The organism is Ekhidna sp. ABH4_415 (genome assembly GCF_056161305.1).
Genome location: NZ_JBSWYW010000007.1, coordinates 51449 through 71891 on the forward strand (window position 1 = coordinate 51449; position 20443 = coordinate 71891).

The following is a 20443-nucleotide window of genomic DNA, read 5'->3' on the forward strand; positions in this document are numbered from 1 at the left end:
TTGAACTCCGATCCTTTTCTATTCTAGTGTGATTTTATTAATCCTGTCCCATGGCACATACACCCGGTCTGAGCCTGTTTTAATAAGAACTCCCAGATTTTTCTCACTTACATCCTGTCCGTCTTCAAGAATGATCGTATCTCCACTTTTTAGTGTAACCTCGGCCTCATCATAGCCACGCGGCTCGACAGCCCTTATATTGTAGAATGGTATGATGAATTTCACATCATCTTTTTCACCATTCAATAATTCGAAGGTGTACTCTTCATCCAGGTCATAAATGATTTCTCCGGTATGTCGATCACCATTATCTACCCAAACAGTTCCTTTGATTTTCTTGGGAGAAGAAAAAGAGCTGTAAGCCGGTCCACTGTTAGGGGCCTCTCTAAATTCAACACGATCAAATTCGTCCCAATCGATATCTACTCGACCAAGCCCATTCACTGTCACGATGATCCCTTTGTTGTCATCATCTACATCGTTGGTGCCTCGTAAATCAAGCGTACGACCTGACTTAAGTCTTACGATGCTACTACTATAACCATCTCTTTCAATTGATTCAATTTTACCAAATGCAATTTCATAATCGTCTCCATCCTCTTCACCATCAAGGATGTCTGTCCCTACACGCTCGTCGTGATCCCATTGAATGAATCCGGTAAATTCTCCCAGATCACAGATTACCGTGCCGTAAAGTGGCTCCCCAAACTTTTCATCCAGGTTGGATGGGGTAGGAAGGAATTCAATTTCATCCAGGTTGTTCCATGATAGCCTTATTCTACCAAGCTCACGATCCAGTACTGTGATTTTAGCACCTATGTCATTATAGCCTGATCCACCAACTTCGATGATATCACCATTCTTCAGTTTTACTTCTACGCGGCTATTAGAACGCATGCGCAATGCTTTAATATTGCCAAATTCAGTGGAAAATTCGTGTACGAAGCGACCATCAAACTCATCATCCCAGCTAATGTTGATGAACCGAGAAATCAAGTTATCATTATCGTCATATTGGTCTTCTAACAGGTCACGCTCTCTGCTGGAGAGATAATCCAGGTTTTTGTTTTCCCGTTTAGAGGCGTTGAACATATCCGTCCAATACACTTCTTCCTTGCCCCATCTTAATGGGCCTTCGTATACATCTCCGTCTTCAGTGGTAACTTTTCCATAGATGAAACCTTCATCCTGAGCAGAAGCTGAGATAAATGCAATAAATGTAAATGAAGCTAGAAGTGGTTTTAAGTAGTTTTTTAGTCCAGTCATAGTCGTTTGAGTTTAGGTTTTCTTTAGGGTTTGATGCCTTTTAATGACAAAAGGTTGCACCAATGGTTTCTTTTATTGCATTAATTAGTACTTGTTAATGCATAGTACATACGGATGATCGGAAAGAATGTTGTATTAGTAAAATAATCCGTATTCCCTTGGGAGACCGAATGCAATGAGGTCGAGACTTGGGAATCTCCTTAATTCTGTTGTAGGTCCTTGAGATCCCCAAGTCTCACTCCTGCGTCGTTCGCAAACCTGCCTGCGGTAGGCAGAGGGATAGGGACTACTTCTTCTTCCGTATTCCCTTGGGAGAATAACGATAGTTGTTCGAATAATAGGAATCTTTATGATTTGGAGGGAGCTTTTGCTTTTTTCAGTGTGCTATCCGATTAATCAATAATACCAATAGCAACGGATTCATCCTCAGGATTGAAATTCCCATCCTGATCGTATGCACCCCATGGACTGTTCATGATAAAATGCAGAGCCTCATCAACCCAGACGCCCTGTGTGGGCTCACCCAATGATCCGGCTTGAGCCAACGTTTCCTTGCCTGTCAGCGTATTGCCATCATCGGATAGAAAATAACGGACGACCCGATTGGGTTTGGTGCCGTTATGCATACCAATTAGTGAATCATCATCAAAATACAAGCCGTCAATTCCTTTAATCAAGATATCGTCTTTTCCAACACCTAGTTTAATGACATGCTTAGATTCAAGATTCAGTTTGTAAATCCCATCAATGTAATCGCTCAGATAAATATTTTTCTGATCTGCATCAAAGGTGAGACCTTGCAGGTTGAAAACCTGATTGGATAAATCAGCAAATTCTTCCAGCTGCTGATCATCTTCACTGATCCAATAAAGTTTATTAGTGATTCCGTCTGAAATGAAAACATTCCCTTTATCATCGATGATCAGGTCGCCAAAGTTGTGTCCCCCGGGTAAGGCGAAAGTTTCGAGTAGTTTTCCCTTTTTTAAATCATATTTTAAAACACTCGCAAATCCCTCCTCACTTTGAATGTATTCGGCATAATTACTCAAAGATGAGGTGCAAGCCCATAGCGCTTTATTATCAGATGAAACCTCCAGACCCATTACGCACCATGAATTCTTAGGTGATTCAGCCCATATCTCAGGTGTTTTAGCATCCTCTATTTTCCAAATATTCCCATCTCTCACACCACCAATAAAAAATGCTTTTTGTTTTTTGGAATAAGCGATGGATTCAGGGTGCATCGCAAGTAGGGGATAGGTACGTGTGTTAGCGGGTTCTATGGTTGAGGAAAGCTTTTTTTGCTTCTCCTGAATTTGCTGAAAATCAGGCAGACCAAAGATTGACATAAAGTCCTGATCTTGTGAAAAATCCTGCGTAGCATCCATGAGAATGTATTTATTCAATACCTCTATGGACTTCTTCGTATTTCCGGTGAGGGCGTATCCACCTGCCAGATTATAAACCACGGCAGGGTAGTTGGGTCGCATGCTGTCGATGGTAGCCATCTTTTTTCTGAAGCCTTCATAGTTTTTTTCTTCGTATGCCTTCAGTCCTTCCTGGTAGTGTTCACGCAGGCTTTGAGACGAACTAGCAAATGCGCTAAGTATAACTAGTGAGTATAATGTCCTTTTCATTATTGTTTCATTACATCAAGCACAACAGACTTGTACCGAGTAACCATTAACCGCCTGTAAAAATGAATCAATTTTAAATGATGAATCATTTTCACATTATCATTTGATATATTGGGCATTCAATTATTTAATCACTAAACCAAACTAACAATGAATCATGATATTTATCTGAGACTCAATGGTACAACCCTTGAATGGTCGTCAACAGACGGTGGCACCTACACTGCAGTTACTCCTACAAGTCCATCCACAACAGTCAATGGGACTGACACAGTTACTTTTCATGGAGGAGATGGCATTCAGAAAATACAAAAAATTGATGATAAAGCTCCTCAACCAAACTTGATTAAATCAAAAAAAGGAGAGGATACAAATTCAGTAGTTGTTACAATAAAAGATACCACTAGCACAACTGAAGTTGATTCTTATAGTATCAAAGTGAAGCCTGATGGAGGAGGACAACCAATTACAGTTGATCCAAAATTAACTGGTGGAGGAAACCCTTAATGCATGAATAGAATACTGATAATATTATTATTGTCATGTTATTGGACATCCACCTTTTCACAATCCAATGAAAAGGTGGATAGTTTGAAATTCCTTTTGGAGAATCAAGAATTGACAGATTCTTTAAAATGTATAGTATTAAGTCGATTAGCCTACTTTGAGAGTGATCCTTCAAAATCCATCCAATATGCTAGGGATTTATTAAATTTTGCTCAAAGAAATAATCAAACTCAGTTTTATTACAATGCTCACTATTACTTAGCAAGTGGAGAAAAAAAGCTGGGTAATCTAAGTGCAGCTCTTTCATCTTTCTTTGATGCTATTGAATTCACCAAGAGTATCCGAGATAGGAGTGAAGTCTACACAGCTATAGCGGATGTATATGCCCAAAATGGAGACTTTGATAATTCTTTTAGATACTATAATGATGCGATAAATCAATTAATTTCATTAGAAGAAATTACAATAAAAGATTCAACCACGTTAGCAATTGCATACTTAAATGCTGGCGATGGATATTTTGAAGTAAAGAAGCTTGACAGTGCGATGCTATACTTTGCGAATGCAAGCGCAATTTTTGACGCAATTAATCATGAAATGGGCAAGGCTTATAGTATAGGCAACACTGGATTAGTTTATGCTGAGAAAGGTGATCATGCCATTGCCGAACAAGCCATTAAAGAGTCTGTTGAAATACTCAGCCGATATCAGGATTATTACTCCATCTCCATTTTTTACACTTACATGGCAGATATCTATGCGGTGAAAAATGATTTCAGAAGAGCTATCGAGTATGCTCAGGAAAGTTTAGAAATGGCGAAAGAGCATCGTCTTAAGGAACAAATAAGAGATGCAAATTATAAGCTTTACGAACTATATAAGATGATTGGAAATTCAGACTCAGCACTGGATTTTCATGAAAAATATTTGGCATATAAAGACAGCCTTACCGATATTGAGACGGTCCAACAAATGGCGGATCTACGAACGGAATTTGAAGTAGGTCAGAAACAAGCAGAAGTTGACCTCCTCACCGCCGAAAAACGAACGCAACGTATCATTACCATTGCAGTTGGGGCTTTCGCTTTTATTCTGATTGTTCTTGCATCAATCATATACAAATACTACAGATCCAAGGCGAAAATCAATCGTATCCTGGGTGAGCAAAAAGCTGAGTTGGAGCGGCTGAACAGTACAAAAGACAAATTCTTTTCCATTATCTCTCATGATCTCAGGAGTCCGGTCGCGGGTTTCAATGGCATCAGCCAAATGATTAAAATGATGGTGAAAACCAAGCAAACGGATCAGTTGTTAGAGATGACTGAACACATTGATGAATCTGTGGATCAGCTTTCCAAGCTGCTGGACAACCTGCTGAATTGGGCCATGCAGCAACAGGGTCATGTTCCTAATGTGCCTGAAAAACTAAATCTGAAGGAAATGGCTGATGATCTGGTGAAAACCTTATCCACCATGGCACAAGGGAAGTCCATTGAGCTGGATGCAGATGTTCCAGATAATCTGGAACTATGGTGCGATAAGAATACAACGATGACTATTCTTCGGAATCTGGTCAACAATGCCCTGAAGTTTACTCCGGAAGGAGGGAAAGTAGGAATCCGTGCTGATGAAGATGGAGAAATGGCAAAGATTGAGGTTTATGATACCGGAGTAGGAATGCCAAAGGACAAGTTGAAAAAACTTTTTCAGCTACAAGATAAAAAGAGCACCTATGGCACCTCCGGTGAGAAAGGTCTGGGTCTCGGACTTCAACTCGTGCATGAGTTCATGGAAATGAACAATGGCAAGATCGAAGTAGCCAGTGAAGAAGGGAAGGGCACGACTTTTACATTGTGGCTGCCGCTGTTTGAGGCTGTGGGGTCAGAAGTTTCTAAGCAATAATTATTGCATCATTACAATCAAAAGCGCATAATATTCCAGTTTGATAGACCGTATTCCCTTGGTAAATGGCGACAAGCCATTTGAGTCATGGGAATCTTTTCCACTTTTACTTCCGGATTATGAGATTCCCATGACTCGTCCTCAATTTATTCGATCTCCAAAGGGAATACGGAACAGTTAAGGTTTTTGTATTTCTTACCAGAATCCTATGCTAGAAATAAATCCCCCTTTTGAAGGAGATCCGACGTTTCGGGGCGTGTGCTGAAGCTGGCAGGGGATGTAATTACACCTTTAAAACTCAATCTCAAACTCCAACTTCTCACCACCACGATCTACAATTACGGTTGTTTGATCCCCCTTTTCAAATGTCGATAAGGCTCGCATGTAACTCATCATATCAGTGACCGTGCTGTCACCTAGTTGAACAACCACATCACCTTTAAGGATTCCTGCTTTGATTGCTGGTTTGTCTTCACTTACACCATCAATACGCATGCCTTCGCCATCAAACATGTAGTCAGGGACGACACCTAATGTCACAGTGAATCGCGGGTTATCTGATTCGTCTTTGGTTTTCGTGAAAGCGATTTTCTCATCATCATCCATGAGCACGATCATCCGTTCTATGATTGAAGCGACTTTTAGAATGCCTTCTTCATTGATCTTTTCCGGATCATCGCCGGGTTTGTGGTAGTCCTCATGCTGACCGGTGAAGAAATGCAACACAGGAATATCCTGAAGGTAAAAGGAAGTATGATCAGATGGACCAACACCTGATTCACTTTTAATCAACTTCAAACTATCTGCATTCACCTCATCAAGTAGCCAATTCCAGATAGGTGAGGTACCGGTTCCATTTACAGCCAGTCCTTTGGTTTCTTCCAGTCGCCCCACCATATCCATGTTGATCATGAAATTGACTTTACTGAGTTCAATTGTAGGATTCTTAGTGTAATAATTTGATCCCCACAATCCTTTTTCTTCACCGGAAAACCCAATAAATAATACATCTCTTTCAAGCTCTCTATTTGCAAGTACTCGAGCTAAATGCAACATCGCAGCAATGCCACTGGCGTTATCATCAGCTCCATTATGAACAGCTGCCTCTCCTCTGTGCAAAGAGGAAAAGTCCCCCATTCCGAGGTGATCATAGTGTGCACCCACTATCACTAACTCTTCACCCGGATTGTCAATCATTCCAACAACATTGTAGCCTGTTATGCCATCCTCACCTGACTCCTCAGATGGTTGAGCATGCGGATTATCCGCATCTTTCACAAAAAAGGATTGATAATAACTATCCGTTCCTTTCGGCTGAATGCCAGCCTCTTTAAGTTCTTTCACGATGTAATCGGCTGCCATTCTCTCACCATCTGTCCCCACTTCACGTCCTGAAAGGGAATCGCTTGCTAAGACACTGATATCTTTAGAAATAGCTTCGATGGGATTGTATGGATCGGCTTGTTCACAGAAGCAAAAGATTAAAGTCAGTAGGAGGGGTGATAAATGCTTTTTCATACAGATCATTTTGTGAGTTAGATTCGCAATTCGAATATACCAATGATGAAGAACTTTACGATTTTATTTCTAGTGCTTGCTGTAATTTCTTGTAAGCAAAATTCAAATTCAACTGCTGAATCAGAGAACCCAATCTCATCCGATACGCTCAAATACGAGAAGGAAGTACATTTGAAAAATGTGCGACAGTTAACCTGGGGCGGAAACAATGCGGAAGCGTATTGGAGTTTTGATGGTAAAAGCCTGGTGTTCCAATCCGATTATACGGAGTGGGGTGTTGAGTGTGATCAGATTTTCACTTTAGATGTAAATGATCCTAAAAAAGGAGAACGTCCAAATCTGGTAAGCACAGGACTTGGTAGGACTACCTGCGCCTATTTCCTACCGGGTGATTCATTGATTGTATATGGATCTACCCATTTAGCAGACAGCCTTTGTCCGGCAACTCCTGAGCGAACGAGCGGTAAATACGTCTGGCCTATCTATGATGGGTATGACATTTTTGTTGCAGATCTTGATGGAAATATCGTTGAACAATTGACTACAGAAGAAGGGTATGATGCAGAGGCCACTGTCTCACCGAATGGAGATCGAATCATTTTCACTTCAACTCGATCGGGCGATTTGGAACTTTATACCATGAACCTGGATGGCGCTGATGTAGTCCAGCTAACCGATGAGTTGGGCTATGATGGGGGAGCATTTTTCTCACCGGATGGGAGCAAGATCGTGTGGAGGGCTTCCCGACCACAAACGGAGGAAGAAATTAATGAGTACAAAGAGCTATTGGCTCAAGGGTTAGTTCAGCCGACCAAAATGGAATTGTATGTTGCAAATGCTGACGGATCTGATGCACAAAAGATTACCAGCTTAGGTAATGCCAACTGGGCGCCATTCTTTACGCCTGATGGACAAAAGATATTGTTCTCATCCAACCATGCTTCTCAGCGAGGATTTCCATTCAACCTTTTCATGATTAATCTGGATGGAACCGGACTGGAGCAAGTCACTTTCGACGACACCTTCGATTCATTCCCAATGTTTAGTCCGGATGGTAAGTACTTGGTATGGGCTTCAAACAGATACAATGGGGGAAATAGAGATACGAATCTGTTTGTGGCCGAGTGGGTGGATTGATTTAAAAAATCAGATTACCATATTCCCTTGGGAGAATGACTGAAGGGAATTCGAGTCATGGGAATCTTATATTGGAAGATGTTGGCTTTAAGATCCCCAAGTCTCGTTCCTTCGTCTCTTCGCAAGGGGATTGGGGCTTAATGAGAAAAAAATCGTCCCACACATAGGCAGGACGACTTTAAATTATTGACGTAAACCTAAGCTTACATTTCTTCTGAGCCTTCTTCCAATGTTATTGCTCTTTCCACAGAATTGAACGGTCCGGGAACAAGGTTACCTTCGGCATCAATCAGCTCAAGCTTAATCTCTGTTCTGCCCATCGGCAGTCCTTCGATGTAATAAGGTGCCCATTCATCAATCATAAATTCATTGCCATTGATCGTTGCACGCACTTTATTTCCATCTGCTGAAAGGGTAGTGTTCAGAAGATAGAAGTCCAGCATCACCTTTTTCGTATCTGCTCCTACGTATGTGCCTTTTGGTCTACTATAGAATAAGTGCGGTGCTGTAAGATCAGCAGAATCCGGTTCCACATCGCCTACTACTAAATTTTCAATGTGAAATGCATCAGGACTTTTCACACTCTCATGATAAGAACGGGAAAGAAATGCTAGCACTACATAATTACCTGCATCCAGCTCTTTATTCAGGCTGTTCATATAATGAGCCGAGTAAGGTCCATTGTTTACTATAAAGTGGATGTGTTGACCTTTCGCAGAATTTGCAATTCCTCTACTTTCATAATCGTCTGTTGGTCTTCCTAATTCAAACTCTTGCACGTCGAAGGTGTAGTTGACAGCATAACCACTATCTGTCGGGGTAATTGCAGCGTCACCTCTTTTAATCAGATTTGCAATCGGAAACTCTGGTGACGGAGGAGCTTTAGTTAGGTTTATCTGTGGTTCTGAAGCCGCATTCTCCTCAGATCCTTCTTCTGATTTTTTGGTATTTGTGCATGAAAACCCAATGAGGGCAATCATTAAAAATGATAATAATCCAAGCTTATTCGTTTTCATATTTAGGTTGTTTCTGTTTTGATTAAAGTTACTATCTGTTAATAACAACAAAAAAACCGGAGGTTTGATCCGGTTTTTTTCAATTTGTTGTTTTTAGACTAATTGTCCTTCAGGAAATTTCTTAAGACATAATTGAGAATTCCACCGTGCTTGTAGTACTCTACATCTACTCCGGAATCCAGTCTTACAATGGCCTTAAACTCCACTTTTGATCCGTCTTTCTTCGTGGCAGTTACATCCACTAATTTGCCAGGAGTCAAATCTTCAGAGATTCCTGAAATATCATAGGTTTCTTCTCCTGTCAATCCTAAAGTGTCCTGTGTTTCGCCTTCCTGGAACTGCAATGGAAGCACACCCATACCTACCAGATTAGATCGGTGGATACGCTCATAACTTTCGGTAATCACAGCTTTTACTCCCAATAGCTGAGTTCCCTTAGCCGCCCAATCTCTGGATGATCCGGAACCGTACTCTTTTCCACCAATCACAACTAAAGGAGTTCCTTCTTCTTGATACTTCATAGATGCATCAAAGACAGTCATTTCCTCACCTGTAGGTTGATAGGTGGTCCAACCACCTTCTCGGCTGGCAAGTTTGTTTTTGATTCGTACGTTGGCAAAAGTTCCTCGCATCATTACCTCATGGTTCCCTCTCCTAGAACCGTAAGAGTTGAAATCTTTCTTTTCCACGCTATTTTGTACCAGATACTGACCGGCAGGATGTTCTGGTAAGAATTTACCGGCAGGTGAGATGTGATCCGTCGTAACCATGTCTCCAAGTTGAAGAAGTACTTTGGCTCCTTTAATATCCTGTGGTTCTGGTACATCTTCGGAGATGTTCTTGAAGAATGGCGCTTCCTGAATATATGTTGATTTACTATCCCAGTCGTACGTTTGTCCTTTCGGAGCAGCCAGGTTTTGCCAGGTTTCGTCTCCATCGAAAATGGTCTCATAGTTCGATTTGTAATCATCAGGGCTCAGAACGCTGGTCATTACTGCATCGATTTCCTTCGAAGTTGGCCAAATATCTTTCAGATACACATCCTTCCCATCTTTATTTTGCCCTAATGGCTCATTGTTCATATCAAAATCAGTATGCCCAGCCAGTGCATAAGCAACCACCAGCATCGGTGATGCCAGGAAGTTCATCTTAATATTCGGGTGAATTCGTGCTTCGAAGTTTCTGTTACCGGATAGCACAGAACTTACAATCAAGTCATTTTCTATAACCGCCTTTTGAACCGTTGGAATCATATCACCTGAATTACCAATGCATGTTGTGCAACCGTACCCAACTGTATAAAATTTAAGGTCTTCCAGGTAAGGAAGCAGTTTAGATTTCTCCAGATATTCCGTAACTACTCGCGATCCGGGTGCCAGAGATGTCTTTACCCATGGTTTTACTTTCAGTCCCAACTCGGAGGCTTTTTTAGCAACCAATCCTGCGCCTATCATCACGCTCGGGTTAGAGGTATTTGTGCAAGAGGTTATTGCAGCTACTACTACAGAAGCATCTGATATGCAGTGCGTTTGACCATCAATTTCAACATCTACGCTTCTTATTCCATTTTTATTGCTGACCGTAGGTGCAGGCTGACCACCTTCATTGGCCCAGTCAGCCACTCGTTCATTTATGGCTATGTATTCTCTTCCCTGTTGCTTAAGAAGCTCAACCATTTTGCTCTTAGCGTCTCTCAAAAGGATTTTGTCCTGTGGTCGCTTAGGTCCGGAGATTGTGGGTTCTACTGTACCTAAATCCAGTTCAATGACATCCGTATATTCAATTTCTGCATCGTCATCTCTCCAGAGCATATTTGTTTTCGCATACGCTTCCACCATGTCAATATGATCTTCTGTACGACTCGTGTTTCTCATATAGTCCAGCGTACGCTGATCAATTGGCCAGTGCGTATCTGTACAACCAAACTCAGGTGACATGTTTGAGATAGTAGCTCGGTCTGTAACGGCAAGATTCTCAAGTCCCGGTCCGAATACCTCGACGATTTTTCCTACTACTCCATAGTCTCTTAGCAACTTGGTAATCGTTAATACTAAGTCAGTGGAAGTCGTTCCTTCTTTCATTTTTCCGGAGATCTTCAGGCCAATGACTTGAGGTAAGATCATATAAATCGGCTGACCAAGCATGGCCGCTTCTGCTTCAATTCCTCCTACACCCCAACCTAGTACACCAATACCATTCACCATTGGTGTGTGAGAATCAGTACCTACAAGTGTATCAGGGAATAAATAACCATCTCTTTCAATCACTCCTTTTGCCAGATACTCAAGATTCACCTGGTGGCAAATACCCATGCCTGGAGGTACTACTGAGAAGTTTGTAAAAGCCTGCTGTCCCCACTTTAAAAGCTTATATCGTTCATCGTTTCTTTGATATTCCAGGTCCACATTTTTCTGATAAGAATCAGCTGCACCGAAAAAATCAACAACGACTGAGTGGTCAATGACCATATCTGCTGGAACTACCGGGTTGGTTTTGCTGGTGTCTTTTCCTTTTCGAGCCACTTCTGCCCGTATTGACGCAATGTCAACAACAGCAGGTACACCAGTGAAATCCTGCATTAATACCCTTGCCGGGCTATACGGAATGTCTTTTTTTCCTGCAGTTTCTTTCCAGTTGAGCACGGTTTCAATATGATCCTTGGTGACTGCAAATCCGTCATAGTTTCGAATGACATTTTCTAAAAGAATTCGGATGGAGTAGGGGAGTTTTTTAACGACAGGCTTCTTTTTAGCTAATTCAAAGAGGCTGAAGTATTTGTGTTCTCCTAATTGACTGGGTAGTTGTTTTTCGATTCCTAGAAAATCCTGAGGCATAAATCTGTGTTTAAAGGTTAAAGGTTTTCGATTCTAAAGATAAACAGGAAATGGCTTTGTTTAGTTTCTGGGACAATTTTCCTTGTGCTTGTGGTGGTTAGGGATACCCATGACTTGCTTGACAAGGGAATACGGGAAAGTGTTTAAATAGCCCTTATTCCCTTGCGAATGACGAGGAGTGAGACTTGGGAATCTCATGTAATAACAGCTTCTAAGCTTTTGGGAGATTCCCATGTCTCGACCTTATTTCATTTCGGTCTCTCGAGGGAATACGGGTGCTATAAACAAAAAAGCCCAAGTCAGTGACCCGGGCTTTCGGTTTTCTATATTAGCGTAATTACGCAGCTACAAGCTTCTTGCTCGATGGCTTAAACTTAGTCAAGTCAATGCCATGTACTGCTGCTTCGTATTCTTCCATCGTTGGCGTACGACCTAGAATAGTCGAAAGCACCACTACTGGTGTAGAAGACAGTAAAGATTCTCCTTTTTTCTCATCGGAATCCTTCACAACTCTACCCTGAAATAGGCGGGTTGAAGTAGCCATCACTGTGTCGCCCGGCTCAGCTTTTTCTTGGTTACCCATGCACAGGTTACAACCCGGACGCTCCAAATACAGCATGTTTTCGTATTTTGTACGGGCAGCAGCTTTAGGATTATTATCATCAAACTCAAATCCTGAGTACTTCTGTAACACTTCCCAGTCGCCTTCTGCTTTTAGCTCATCTACTATATTGTAAGTCGGAGGAGCTACAACAAGTGGAGCCTTGAACTCCACTTTTCCATGTTGTTGCTCGATGTTCTTCAGCATTTGCGCAAGAATTTTCATGTCTCCCTTGTGAACCATGCAAGAACCAACGAATCCAAGATCTACTTTTTTAGTCCCACCATAGAATGAAAGTGGCCTGATGGTATCGTGCGTATATCTTTTTGAGACATCTTCGTTGTTTACATCAGGGTCAGCGATCATTGGTTCACCTACAACATCAAGGTCTACAACTACCTCAGCATAATACTTTGCACTTGCGTCTGGGGTAAGTGCTGGTTTTTCCCCTGATCTGATTTCTGCGATTCGCTTATTAGCCTTGTCAACCAAACCTTGCAGGACTTTCAGATCATTGTCCATGCCCTTTTCAATCATAATCTGAATTCTGCTTTTGGCAATCTCCAGTGATGCGATCAGCGTCTCATCTTCTGAAATACAGATGGAAGCCTTGGCTTTCATCTCTGCCGTCCAATCAGTGAAGGTAAATGCCTGATCTGCCGTCAATGTGCCTAAGTGTACTTCAATAATTCTACCCTGGAATACGTTTTCACCGCCGAATTGCTTTAGCATTTGTTGCTGTGTGGCATGCACCACATCACGGAAGTCCATGTAAGGTTTCATTTCTCCTTTGAAAGTCACCTTAACGGATTCAGGGATTGGCATGGAAGCCTCCCCGGTCGCAAGTGCCAAAGCTACCGTACCCGAATCAGCTCCAAAAGCAACACCTTTTGACATTCGCGTATGAGAATCTCCACCGATAATGATGTCCCAATCATCCACGGTAATGTCATTCAATACTTTGTGAATTACATCCGTCATGGCTGGGTAAACTCCCTTAGGGTCACGTCCGGTGATCATCCCAAAGTCGTTCATGAACTTCATCAACTTTGGAATGTTGGCCTGTGCTTTTTTGTCCCAAACAGAGGCTGTATGGCATCCTGACTGGTAGCCTGCATCTACAATTGGAGAGATGACAGTGGCTGCCATAGATTCCAATTCCTGAGCGGTCATCAGACCTGTTGTGTCTTGAGAACCTACAATGTTTATTTCAACACGTACATCCGATCCGGCATGTAGTGTTTTACCTGGTGTAGTTCCAACAGCATTTTTATTGAAGATCTTCTCAACGGCTGTAAGCCCTTGGCCTTCGTTTGAAACCTCCTTAGATGGAGCAAAAACGGTTGGCGCTTCTAAGCCTAATGTCTTAGCTGCAAATGTTTGTAGTTTCTTTCCGAAAACAACTGCGTATGAACCACCCGCCCTTATAAATTCAAGTTTCTGAGGCGTCAATGAAGCGGAGATGTCAATCAACTCCTGATCTCCTTTATATAGCTTTTTCTTTTTCGTATTAATTGTGAGAACTGTACCTGTAGCTACAGAATATACTTCTTCCAAGACTGGTTCACTGTTCTCATCAACGACGATATTACCATCATCATCGGTCTTTTTTCTCCAGTTTTTCAGATCAATGCCAATACCGCCCGTTACACCGACAGTTGTTAAGAAAATCGGTGAAATTCCATTCGTCCCTGCAATAATTGGAGCAATGTTTACAAATGGGACATAAGGGCTGGATTGAATACCTGTCCATAGCGCTACATTATTTACTCCGGACATTCTGGATGAACCTACACCCATGGTTCCTTTTTCAGCAACCAACATCACACGCTTATCAGGGTGTTGCTCTTTTAAAGCTTTTAGTTCTTGTTGCTTTTCCTTGTTGTGCTCAAAAATGGAGTGGCCGTGCAGCTCTCTGTCAGATCTGGAGTGCGCATCAGCGCCAGGAGAAAGCAAATCGGTAGAGATATCTCCTTCTCCGGCAATAAACGTAACGATTTCAATTTCCTCTTCAACCTCAGGAAGCTGCGTGAAGAACTCTGCTTTTGCATAGCTTTCTAATAAGTCCTTCGCAATTACATTCCCGTCTTCAAAGGCTACTTTCAGACGATCATAATCTGCGTCATATAAGAATACTTGTGTCTTCAATACATCAGCAGCTTGTTTGGCGATTGAATCATTGGTTCCCAAAGCAATATCAAGAAGTACTTCGATAGAAGGACCACCTTTCATGTGAGAAAGCAATTCAAAGGCGAAGTAAGGAGTAATTTCTTCAACAACCGATTCCCCAAGAATGATCGCTTTCAAAAACTTGGCTTTAACAACCGCCGCAGGAGTGGTGCCGGGCAAGGTGTTATAAATGAAGAATTGAAGTGCGTCTGCTCGATGAGCATTTTCAGTGTCTTTGATTAATTCAATAATCTCGCTAAGTAGCTCTCCATCATCAATAGGCTTTGGATGGAGGCCCTGACTTTTTCTTTCTTCAATTTCCTTTACATACTCGTTGTATTTGCTCATATCAAGTCATTAATAAGTTAAGAACGGACTTTAGTCGATTTATTCAACCTATGTCTTAATTATTGGGGCTTTTTCGGCTAGTCCTTACAATAAGGACGGGCTTCCTGTTGTTTCGGCAGGCAAAAATAATTCATTTCATCTTTGGTTGGTTGCTGTGCGCTAACATTAGAATTAGAATGTTCTAGCTGCTGGCTAGGTGAGTAAGAAATTTTAATGTGTCAACATTGTCTGCATAATCCCACAATTCGGGTTGCTGAGCCCTACCGAAGGGGACAAAGTCTTTTCCTACTATACACTGGATTTTATTCTTTTGACTGTCCAGGATGTTTTGCAGACTTTCAATGCTATCATATTCCTGATGAAATAAGACGCTAATGGGCGATACCAGTTGATCTGTAGAGTTGATCAGCAGAAAGCCAGTATCTAAATGTGGTGTTTTATTCACCAGGTAGATCGATTTGTAGTAGTCGTAATTGTTCCTGTACTTGTGATGGTTGATTGCCTCTTGATAAGGTTCAAAGTGCGGAAAAGCTTCTCTGATATCAAATCCTTTGGGTGTAAAAACCTTCGATACATTTCTGCATCCAAGTCCATAGTAGGTGAATATATCAGATCCCAGATCTTTGAATTCCTCTGCTGATTCTTTACCCGTAAGAATTGCTACTGAGGTACGATTCTTTCTGATGATATTGGGAATGTTTTTGAAGTAATACTCGAAATAGCGAGCGGTATTATCACTGCCCGTTGCTATCACCGCATCAATATTTGTGAGTTTTTCTCGTATCTCGATATTCTTTCTAAACCTTGGCTCTATCTCGATGATCCAATCGATGATCGTTTGTGTCAGAAATCGATCATCACTGCTGGGCTTGACTGCTGCAAAATGCCCTGAGATCAATACAGATAGTAAATCATGAAAGCCAACCAATGGGATATTGCCAGCCATTACAATTCCGACTACCTGAGGAGTTACATTATCTACATCATATTTTGCTATCCACTTAGATAATTTTTCCTCATTCAGCATGTGTTGGATGCTGCATAGCGCCTGATTTACACTCTTTCTTGTAAACCATCCATTTAAATTCTGAGCTGTAGCGCCAAGCTGTTCCAGTTCGTCGGTTGTTAGGTTTGAGATACGTTCACCCAGTTTGGAGAAGGCATTTATGCGGTCTTGGATCTGCATTTTTAAAAATTGTCTGTTCGTTCTTGTTGGGCTGCAAACTTATTGCCATTAATTTTGTTCCCTCATTTAGAACACGACAAAAAAGCTTTTTATGGCTATAATGATTACCGACGAATGCATCAACTGTGGTGCATGTGAACCCGAATGTCCAAATACTGCCATTTATGAAGGGGGAGTAGAATGGAAGTGGGCAGATGGTACAGATCTTCAGGAAATAGAAATGGAAGATGGTTCTAAGGTAGACGCTAAAGAAATACAAGAGCCTGTTTCAGATGAGTTTTACTACATCGTTCCGGGCAAGTGTACCGAATGTACCGGCTTTCATGAGGAGCCACAGTGTGCGGCGGTATGTCCTGTAGATTGTTGTGTTCCCGATCCGGATTATGTAGAGACAGAAGAAGAGTTGACAGCCAAAAAAGAGTGGTTACATCTGTAGTTATCTCATTCTTTTGCGCTTTATCAAATACGCTCCAAGGATTTTGTCAAATGAATCGTTGGTATTGACAGGTACGAAATCAACCTTCATCATTCCGCATTTGATTTTTAAGTCCTGATAAAATTTTGCCATTTCCTTTCGGTACACATCCTTTACATCGTGTGGGTTTACTTTGACTGATTCATTGGTTTCTATGTCAATGAATTTGTATGGCCTGTCCTCAAATTCGAAATTTAGTTCACTCGAGTAATCCGAAACATGGAAGAGAATCACCTCATGTTTATTGTGCTTTAAATGTTGCAACGCACTCAGCAAATCATCTTCATCAGTATTTTGAAACATGTCGGAGAAGATCACCACTAGTGATCGCTTATGAATTTTATCTGCCATTTCGTGCAAGACAGAAGATATATCTGTTTTTTTGGCAGGAGTCGTTTCCTGGAGTTCTGAAAGTTTGGTTAAAATCGAGTTTAAGTGAGCTTTGGTGCTTCTGAGTTCGGTTTCCTCTTCAATTCTATCTGAGAAAACGGACAAGCCAACAACATCCCGCTGCTTGGTAAGCAGGTAAGAGAGTGCGGAGGCAGCAAATACGGAAAATTTTAATTTGTCTTTGCCTGGCATTGGATAATGCATGGAAGCAGAATTATCAATTAAAATTCGGCATCTCAGATTGGTTTCTTCTTCGTATTGTTTTGTATACAGGCGATCAGTCCTTGAAAATACCTTCCAATCTATGTGGCGAGTGCTTTCTCCATAATTGTACAACTTATGCTCTGCAAATTCCACAGAAAACCCGTGATAGGGTGATTTATGCAAACCGGTAATAAAGCCATCTACCAATTGTTTGGCTATTAGCCCCAGGTTGTCGTATTGATTAATTTCTGAAATGTTTGTGGTCATATGCCGCTATTCAACGTGGAATCCATGATTTGTTTGCAGATAAAAAATATAAAGCACTATATTTAGCCCCGATTTAGTACAAACTAACACCTAACACAAATTTTAAGCAAGTGGAAGATAATAATGAAAAAGGAAGAGACGAGATCTATTCTGAGAGAGTAAAGGCGGGAAAACGTACGTACTTTTTTGATGTGAAAGCGACACGGTCGAACGATTATTACCTGACGATTACGGAGAGCAAGAGAAAACCTAAAGATGATGGTTTTTATTACGAGAAACATAAGATTTTCTTATATAAAGAGGATTTTCACAAGTTTGTAAATGCATTGAATTCCACAGTGAACCATGTAAAGGATGAATTGATGCCTGAAGTGGATTTTTCACAGTTTGAAAGAGAAAATGAATCTGAGCCTGAAGTAGCAAATGCGGAGGTTTCAGAGTCTGATTCTGATCTTAAGTGGGATTGATAAGATAACTTTTTTTATTAAGTATGAAGAGAGAGGCTCCTCAGCGATATGCTGGGGGGCTTTTTTATTTTACTTTTGCGCCACAAAATTGAAGATCAAACCTTTTATAATACATTTCTATGGGATTACAGTGCGGAATCGTCGGACTACCAAACGTTGGGAAATCCACTCTTTTTAATGCTTTATCAAACGCCAAAGCAGAAGCGGCCAACTTTCCATTTTGCACGATCGAGCCAAATGTAGGTGTTATCACCGTTCCTGACGAAAGGCTGCAGATTCTGGCAGACCTGGTAAATCCACAGAAAGTGTTGCCAACGGTAATCGAATTTGTGGACATTGCCGGATTGGTAAAAGGAGCAAGCAAGGGGGAGGGTTTAGGGAACCAGTTTTTGGCCAATATCCGAGAAGTAGATGCCATCATTCACGTAATCAGGTGTTTTGATAATGATAACATCGTTCACGTTTCCGGTAAAGTAGATCCTATAGAAGATAAAGAGGTGATCGATACGGAGCTTCAGTTAAAAGATTTGGAGTCAATTGATAAACGCATTGAGCGAGTACAAAAGATTGCAAAATCGGGGGATAAGGATGCAAAAGCTGAGTTTGACGTGCTTCAAAAATTTAAGTCTCACCTGGAAAGTGGACAGAATGCACGCTCCCTGGAGATGGATAAAGAGCATCGGGCATGGATCAAGCCACTACAACTTTTGACAGATAAGCCCATCATTTATGTAGCCAATGTGGATGAAGAGTCTATAAACTCAGGAAATGAGTGGAGTAAAAAGCTAGAAGAAAATATAAAGAATGAGGATGCACAGTTGATATTGGTCTCTGCAGGGTTGGAGGCTCAGATTGCTGAGTTTGATGATCCCGAGGAAAAGGAAATGTTTTTGGAGGAGTATGGCCTGAAAGAATCAGGTCTGAATCGATTGATTAAAGCATCTTATTCATTGCTAGATCTGATCACTTACTTCACAGCAGGAGAGACCGAAGTGAGAGCATGGACCATCAAAAAAGGATGGAAGGCACCACAAGCTGCAGGAGTTATTCACACGGATTTTGAAAAAGGGTTTATCAAAGCTGAGGTTATCAAAATCCCTGACTACCAGCAATATAAGACCGAAGCGGGATGTAGAGAAGCTGGAAAGCTATCTATCGAAGGAAAAGAATATGTAGTGCGAGATGGTGATGTAATGCACTTCAGGTTCAATGTCTAGTTTTCGATAGATCTAAATCGCTTGTATCCAACCAGTTCATCGTTGATGTTGCCGGGTTTTCGGTAGTATACCAGAATCTCATAGACGTTTTCAGCCTGAAAGTGACTCCCCTCAAAATAGTAAGGAAGTAGTTCACTGCTTTCTACGTAATATAGATATTCATAGTACCCCTGTTTAAGAGGAATGGTGGCTTGATACCTTCCTAATCCATTTTGATTGGTGTAGCTCATTCTGTTCAGGTCGGTCAATTGCCAATTGTTATATCTACCCAAAACATATACATCACCATCGATAGGGTCTGACTTAAGAGCAAAGGTTACATCTGCATAGTCTGCATTTAATGTGGACTCTCCGGGATCATTGTTTTGAACAATGAAGTTTCCATTAATATCTTGAAAATTTTGGGTGTAGGTTGTGTTTTGCCTGGAGCCATCCAGCTTTAAAGGGGCAATGATCTTAGTCCCTGTATTCACAATTTTTCCAACGTTTCTTCCTGATACGTTTAATGTTCTTAAGTCTGCAAATCGAAACTCATTCCACCCATAAAAATTGGTTTTTAGGTCCAGGTGTCGATACTCGAGATAGCCTTCATTGACACGCATGAGTGTAGGAGGAATGGAGGTAATAGCGGTGTTCCAATTATGATTTTGAAGGATAACCGGCGAGATATCCTGTGCTGGAGCATTGACTTGAAGATTTCCATAGTTCAGGCTAAATTCTATCTGGTGATTCTCCTCTCGTTTATCGATGGTGGTACTTACCCTTACCGTGTGATCGATCGTGGTTTTACTATCTACCACTAAAAACCGACGTGTCAATATTACATCATCCGGGTTGGCTCTTCTAAAAACTGCTACTATGTAATTACCAGATAAAATTGGTTTAGGAATAGTAAAACGATAGTTGATGTAAGGTTGAACGGTATTTACGGAGTAATCAAAGTCTGTGATGCGGTAATTGTTGATTTGAGATAGAAACTCCATATCTCTAAGCCTGGATTTTGTCCAGTCTTTGTTGCAGTGGTAGATTTTAGCACTTAGGTTTTCAAATTGATCAGTCAATAGATCAAAACTGAGAAGTAGCTGATCATTGTCATTCAGGCTTACAACCTGATTTTCTATTGCCTTAATCTGCCCATTTTCAACAGGAACCACTGTGGTGATGCCTACAAAATCCTCATAGTCGTAATTGTCAAAAATGATTTTCTTATTTATGCTTGATTGTTGAGGGACTACAGGTTCACACTGGACTAACAAAAAAGAAATTGTAATTATCGCTAGGTTCTTCATAACTTTAATGGGA

General features: G+C 41.2%; 15 protein-coding genes. 6 read left to right on the forward strand and 9 right to left on the reverse strand.

What is annotated here, in order from left to right; all coding sequences use genetic code 11:
* Positions 1-18: 18 nt before the first annotated feature.
* Both ACXAH9_RS13180 and ACXAH9_RS13185 read right to left on the reverse strand, forming a co-directional pair.
* A complete protein-coding gene (locus ACXAH9_RS13180; RefSeq protein WP_474895323.1) occupies positions 19-1266 on the reverse strand; it encodes a hypothetical protein in 1248 nt (415 codons plus the stop codon).
* Positions 1267-1658: 392 nt separating this feature from the next.
* Positions 1659-2903, reverse strand: a complete 1245-nt coding sequence (locus tag ACXAH9_RS13185) for an NHL repeat-containing protein (protein WP_474895324.1) — start codon at positions 2901-2903, stop codon at positions 1659-1661.
* Positions 2904-3053: 150 nt separating this feature from the next.
* On the opposite strand from ACXAH9_RS13185, the gene ACXAH9_RS13190 reads away from it, so the two are divergent.
* Positions 3054-3410 carry a hypothetical protein gene (locus ACXAH9_RS13190; RefSeq protein ID WP_474895325.1) on the forward strand — a complete coding sequence of 119 codons (357 nt, stop codon included), beginning with the start codon at positions 3054-3056 and terminating at the stop codon, positions 3408-3410.
* A 3-nt stretch (positions 3411-3413) separates the two neighbouring features.
* A complete protein-coding gene (locus ACXAH9_RS13195; RefSeq protein WP_474895326.1) occupies positions 3414-5312 on the forward strand; it encodes a tetratricopeptide repeat-containing sensor histidine kinase in 1899 nt (632 codons plus the stop codon).
* Between the two features lie 291 nt (positions 5313-5603).
* Here the strand turns inward: ACXAH9_RS13195 and ACXAH9_RS13200 are convergent, their stop codons facing one another.
* Positions 5604-6830 carry a M20/M25/M40 family metallo-hydrolase gene (locus tag ACXAH9_RS13200; protein ID WP_474895327.1) on the reverse strand — a complete coding sequence of 409 codons (1227 nt, stop codon included), beginning with the start codon at positions 6828-6830 and terminating at the stop codon, positions 5604-5606.
* 42 nt (positions 6831-6872) lie between these two features.
* Here ACXAH9_RS13200 and ACXAH9_RS13205 point away from each other — a divergent pair, with 42 nt between their 5' ends.
* Positions 6873-7967, forward strand: a complete 1095-nt coding sequence (locus ACXAH9_RS13205) for a TolB family protein (protein WP_474895328.1) — start codon at positions 6873-6875, stop codon at positions 7965-7967.
* Between the two features lie 203 nt (positions 7968-8170).
* Here the strand turns inward: ACXAH9_RS13205 and ACXAH9_RS13210 are convergent, their stop codons facing one another.
* The 4 genes from ACXAH9_RS13210 to ACXAH9_RS13225 all read right to left on the reverse strand — a co-directional run bounded on the left by ACXAH9_RS13210 (position 8171) and on the right by ACXAH9_RS13225 (position 16121).
* Complete coding sequence (locus tag ACXAH9_RS13210; protein WP_474895329.1) at positions 8171-8983, reverse strand: phosphopeptide-binding protein; 813 nt, start codon at positions 8981-8983, stop codon at positions 8171-8173.
* A gap of 98 nt (positions 8984-9081) precedes the next feature.
* On the reverse strand, positions 9082-11817 hold the full coding sequence (gene acnA / locus ACXAH9_RS13215) for an aconitate hydratase AcnA (protein WP_474895330.1): 2736 nt from the start codon (positions 11815-11817) through the stop codon (positions 9082-9084).
* 337 nt (positions 11818-12154) lie between these two features.
* Positions 12155-14935, reverse strand: coding sequence for a bifunctional aconitate hydratase 2/2-methylisocitrate dehydratase (locus ACXAH9_RS13220; protein ID WP_474895331.1), 2781 nt, complete (start codon positions 14933-14935; stop codon positions 12155-12157).
* A gap of 181 nt (positions 14936-15116) precedes the next feature.
* Positions 15117-16121 carry an acyl-CoA reductase gene (locus tag ACXAH9_RS13225; protein WP_474895332.1) on the reverse strand — a complete coding sequence of 335 codons (1005 nt, stop codon included), beginning with the start codon at positions 16119-16121 and terminating at the stop codon, positions 15117-15119.
* Positions 16122-16212: 91 nt separating this feature from the next.
* On the opposite strand from ACXAH9_RS13225, the gene ACXAH9_RS13230 reads away from it, so the two are divergent.
* A complete protein-coding gene (locus ACXAH9_RS13230) occupies positions 16213-16557 on the forward strand; it encodes a 4Fe-4S dicluster domain-containing protein (protein WP_349563136.1) in 345 nt (114 codons plus the stop codon).
* Here the strand turns inward: ACXAH9_RS13230 and ACXAH9_RS13235 are convergent, their stop codons facing one another.
* A complete protein-coding gene (locus tag ACXAH9_RS13235; RefSeq protein ID WP_474895333.1) occupies positions 16558-17457 on the reverse strand; it encodes a DUF58 domain-containing protein in 900 nt (299 codons plus the stop codon).
* A 110-nt stretch (positions 17458-17567) separates the two neighbouring features.
* Between ACXAH9_RS13235 and ACXAH9_RS13240 the strand changes: the two genes are divergently transcribed.
* Entirely contained in the window at positions 17568-17924 is a 357-nt protein-coding gene (locus tag ACXAH9_RS13240; protein ID WP_349563134.1) for a DUF3276 family protein, read from the forward strand.
* Between the two features lie 119 nt (positions 17925-18043).
* On the forward strand, positions 18044-19141 hold the full coding sequence (gene ychF / locus ACXAH9_RS13245) for a redox-regulated ATPase YchF (RefSeq protein ID WP_474895334.1): 1098 nt from the start codon (positions 18044-18046) through the stop codon (positions 19139-19141).
* On the opposite strand, the gene ACXAH9_RS13250 is transcribed toward ychF, so the two are convergent.
* A complete protein-coding gene (locus tag ACXAH9_RS13250) occupies positions 19138-20430 on the reverse strand; it encodes a type IX secretion system plug protein (protein WP_474895335.1) in 1293 nt (430 codons plus the stop codon). The genes ychF and ACXAH9_RS13250 overlap by 4 nt on opposite strands.
* Between the last annotated feature and the right edge of the window lie 13 nt (positions 20431-20443).

What these genes read in the sequence shown, in the direction of transcription:
- ACXAH9_RS13185 (WP_474895324.1), bottom strand. Translation starts at nt 2,903, where the DNA reads ATGAAAAGGACATTATACTCACTAGTTATACTTAGCGCATTTGCTAGT.
- acnA (WP_474895330.1), bottom strand. Translation starts at nt 11,817, where the DNA reads ATGCCTCAGGATTTTCTAGGAATCGAAAAACAACTACCCAGTCAATTA.
- ACXAH9_RS13225 (WP_474895332.1), bottom strand. Translation starts at nt 16,121, where the DNA reads ATGCAGATCCAAGACCGCATAAATGCCTTCTCCAAACTGGGTGAACGT.
- ACXAH9_RS13235 (WP_474895333.1), bottom strand. Translation starts at nt 17,457, where the DNA reads ATGACCACAAACATTTCAGAAATTAATCAATACGACAACCTGGGGCTA.
- ACXAH9_RS13230 (WP_349563136.1), top strand. Translation starts at nt 16,213, where the DNA reads ATGGCTATAATGATTACCGACGAATGCATCAACTGTGGTGCATGTGAA.
- ACXAH9_RS13200 (WP_474895327.1), bottom strand. Translation starts at nt 6,830, where the DNA reads ATGAAAAAGCATTTATCACCCCTCCTACTGACTTTAATCTTTTGCTTC.
- ychF (WP_474895334.1), top strand. Translation starts at nt 18,044, where the DNA reads ATGGGATTACAGTGCGGAATCGTCGGACTACCAAACGTTGGGAAATCC.
- ACXAH9_RS13250 (WP_474895335.1), bottom strand. Translation starts at nt 20,430, where the DNA reads ATGAAGAACCTAGCGATAATTACAATTTCTTTTTTGTTAGTCCAGTGT.
- ACXAH9_RS13180 (WP_474895323.1), bottom strand. Translation starts at nt 1,266, where the DNA reads ATGACTGGACTAAAAAACTACTTAAAACCACTTCTAGCTTCATTTACA.
- ACXAH9_RS13190 (WP_474895325.1), top strand. Translation starts at nt 3,054, where the DNA reads ATGAATCATGATATTTATCTGAGACTCAATGGTACAACCCTTGAATGG.
- ACXAH9_RS13220 (WP_474895331.1), bottom strand. Translation starts at nt 14,935, where the DNA reads ATGAGCAAATACAACGAGTATGTAAAGGAAATTGAAGAAAGAAAAAGT.
- ACXAH9_RS13210 (WP_474895329.1), bottom strand. Translation starts at nt 8,983, where the DNA reads ATGAAAACGAATAAGCTTGGATTATTATCATTTTTAATGATTGCCCTC.
- ACXAH9_RS13195 (WP_474895326.1), top strand. Translation starts at nt 3,414, where the DNA reads ATGAATAGAATACTGATAATATTATTATTGTCATGTTATTGGACATCC.
- ACXAH9_RS13205 (WP_474895328.1), top strand. Translation starts at nt 6,873, where the DNA reads ATGATGAAGAACTTTACGATTTTATTTCTAGTGCTTGCTGTAATTTCT.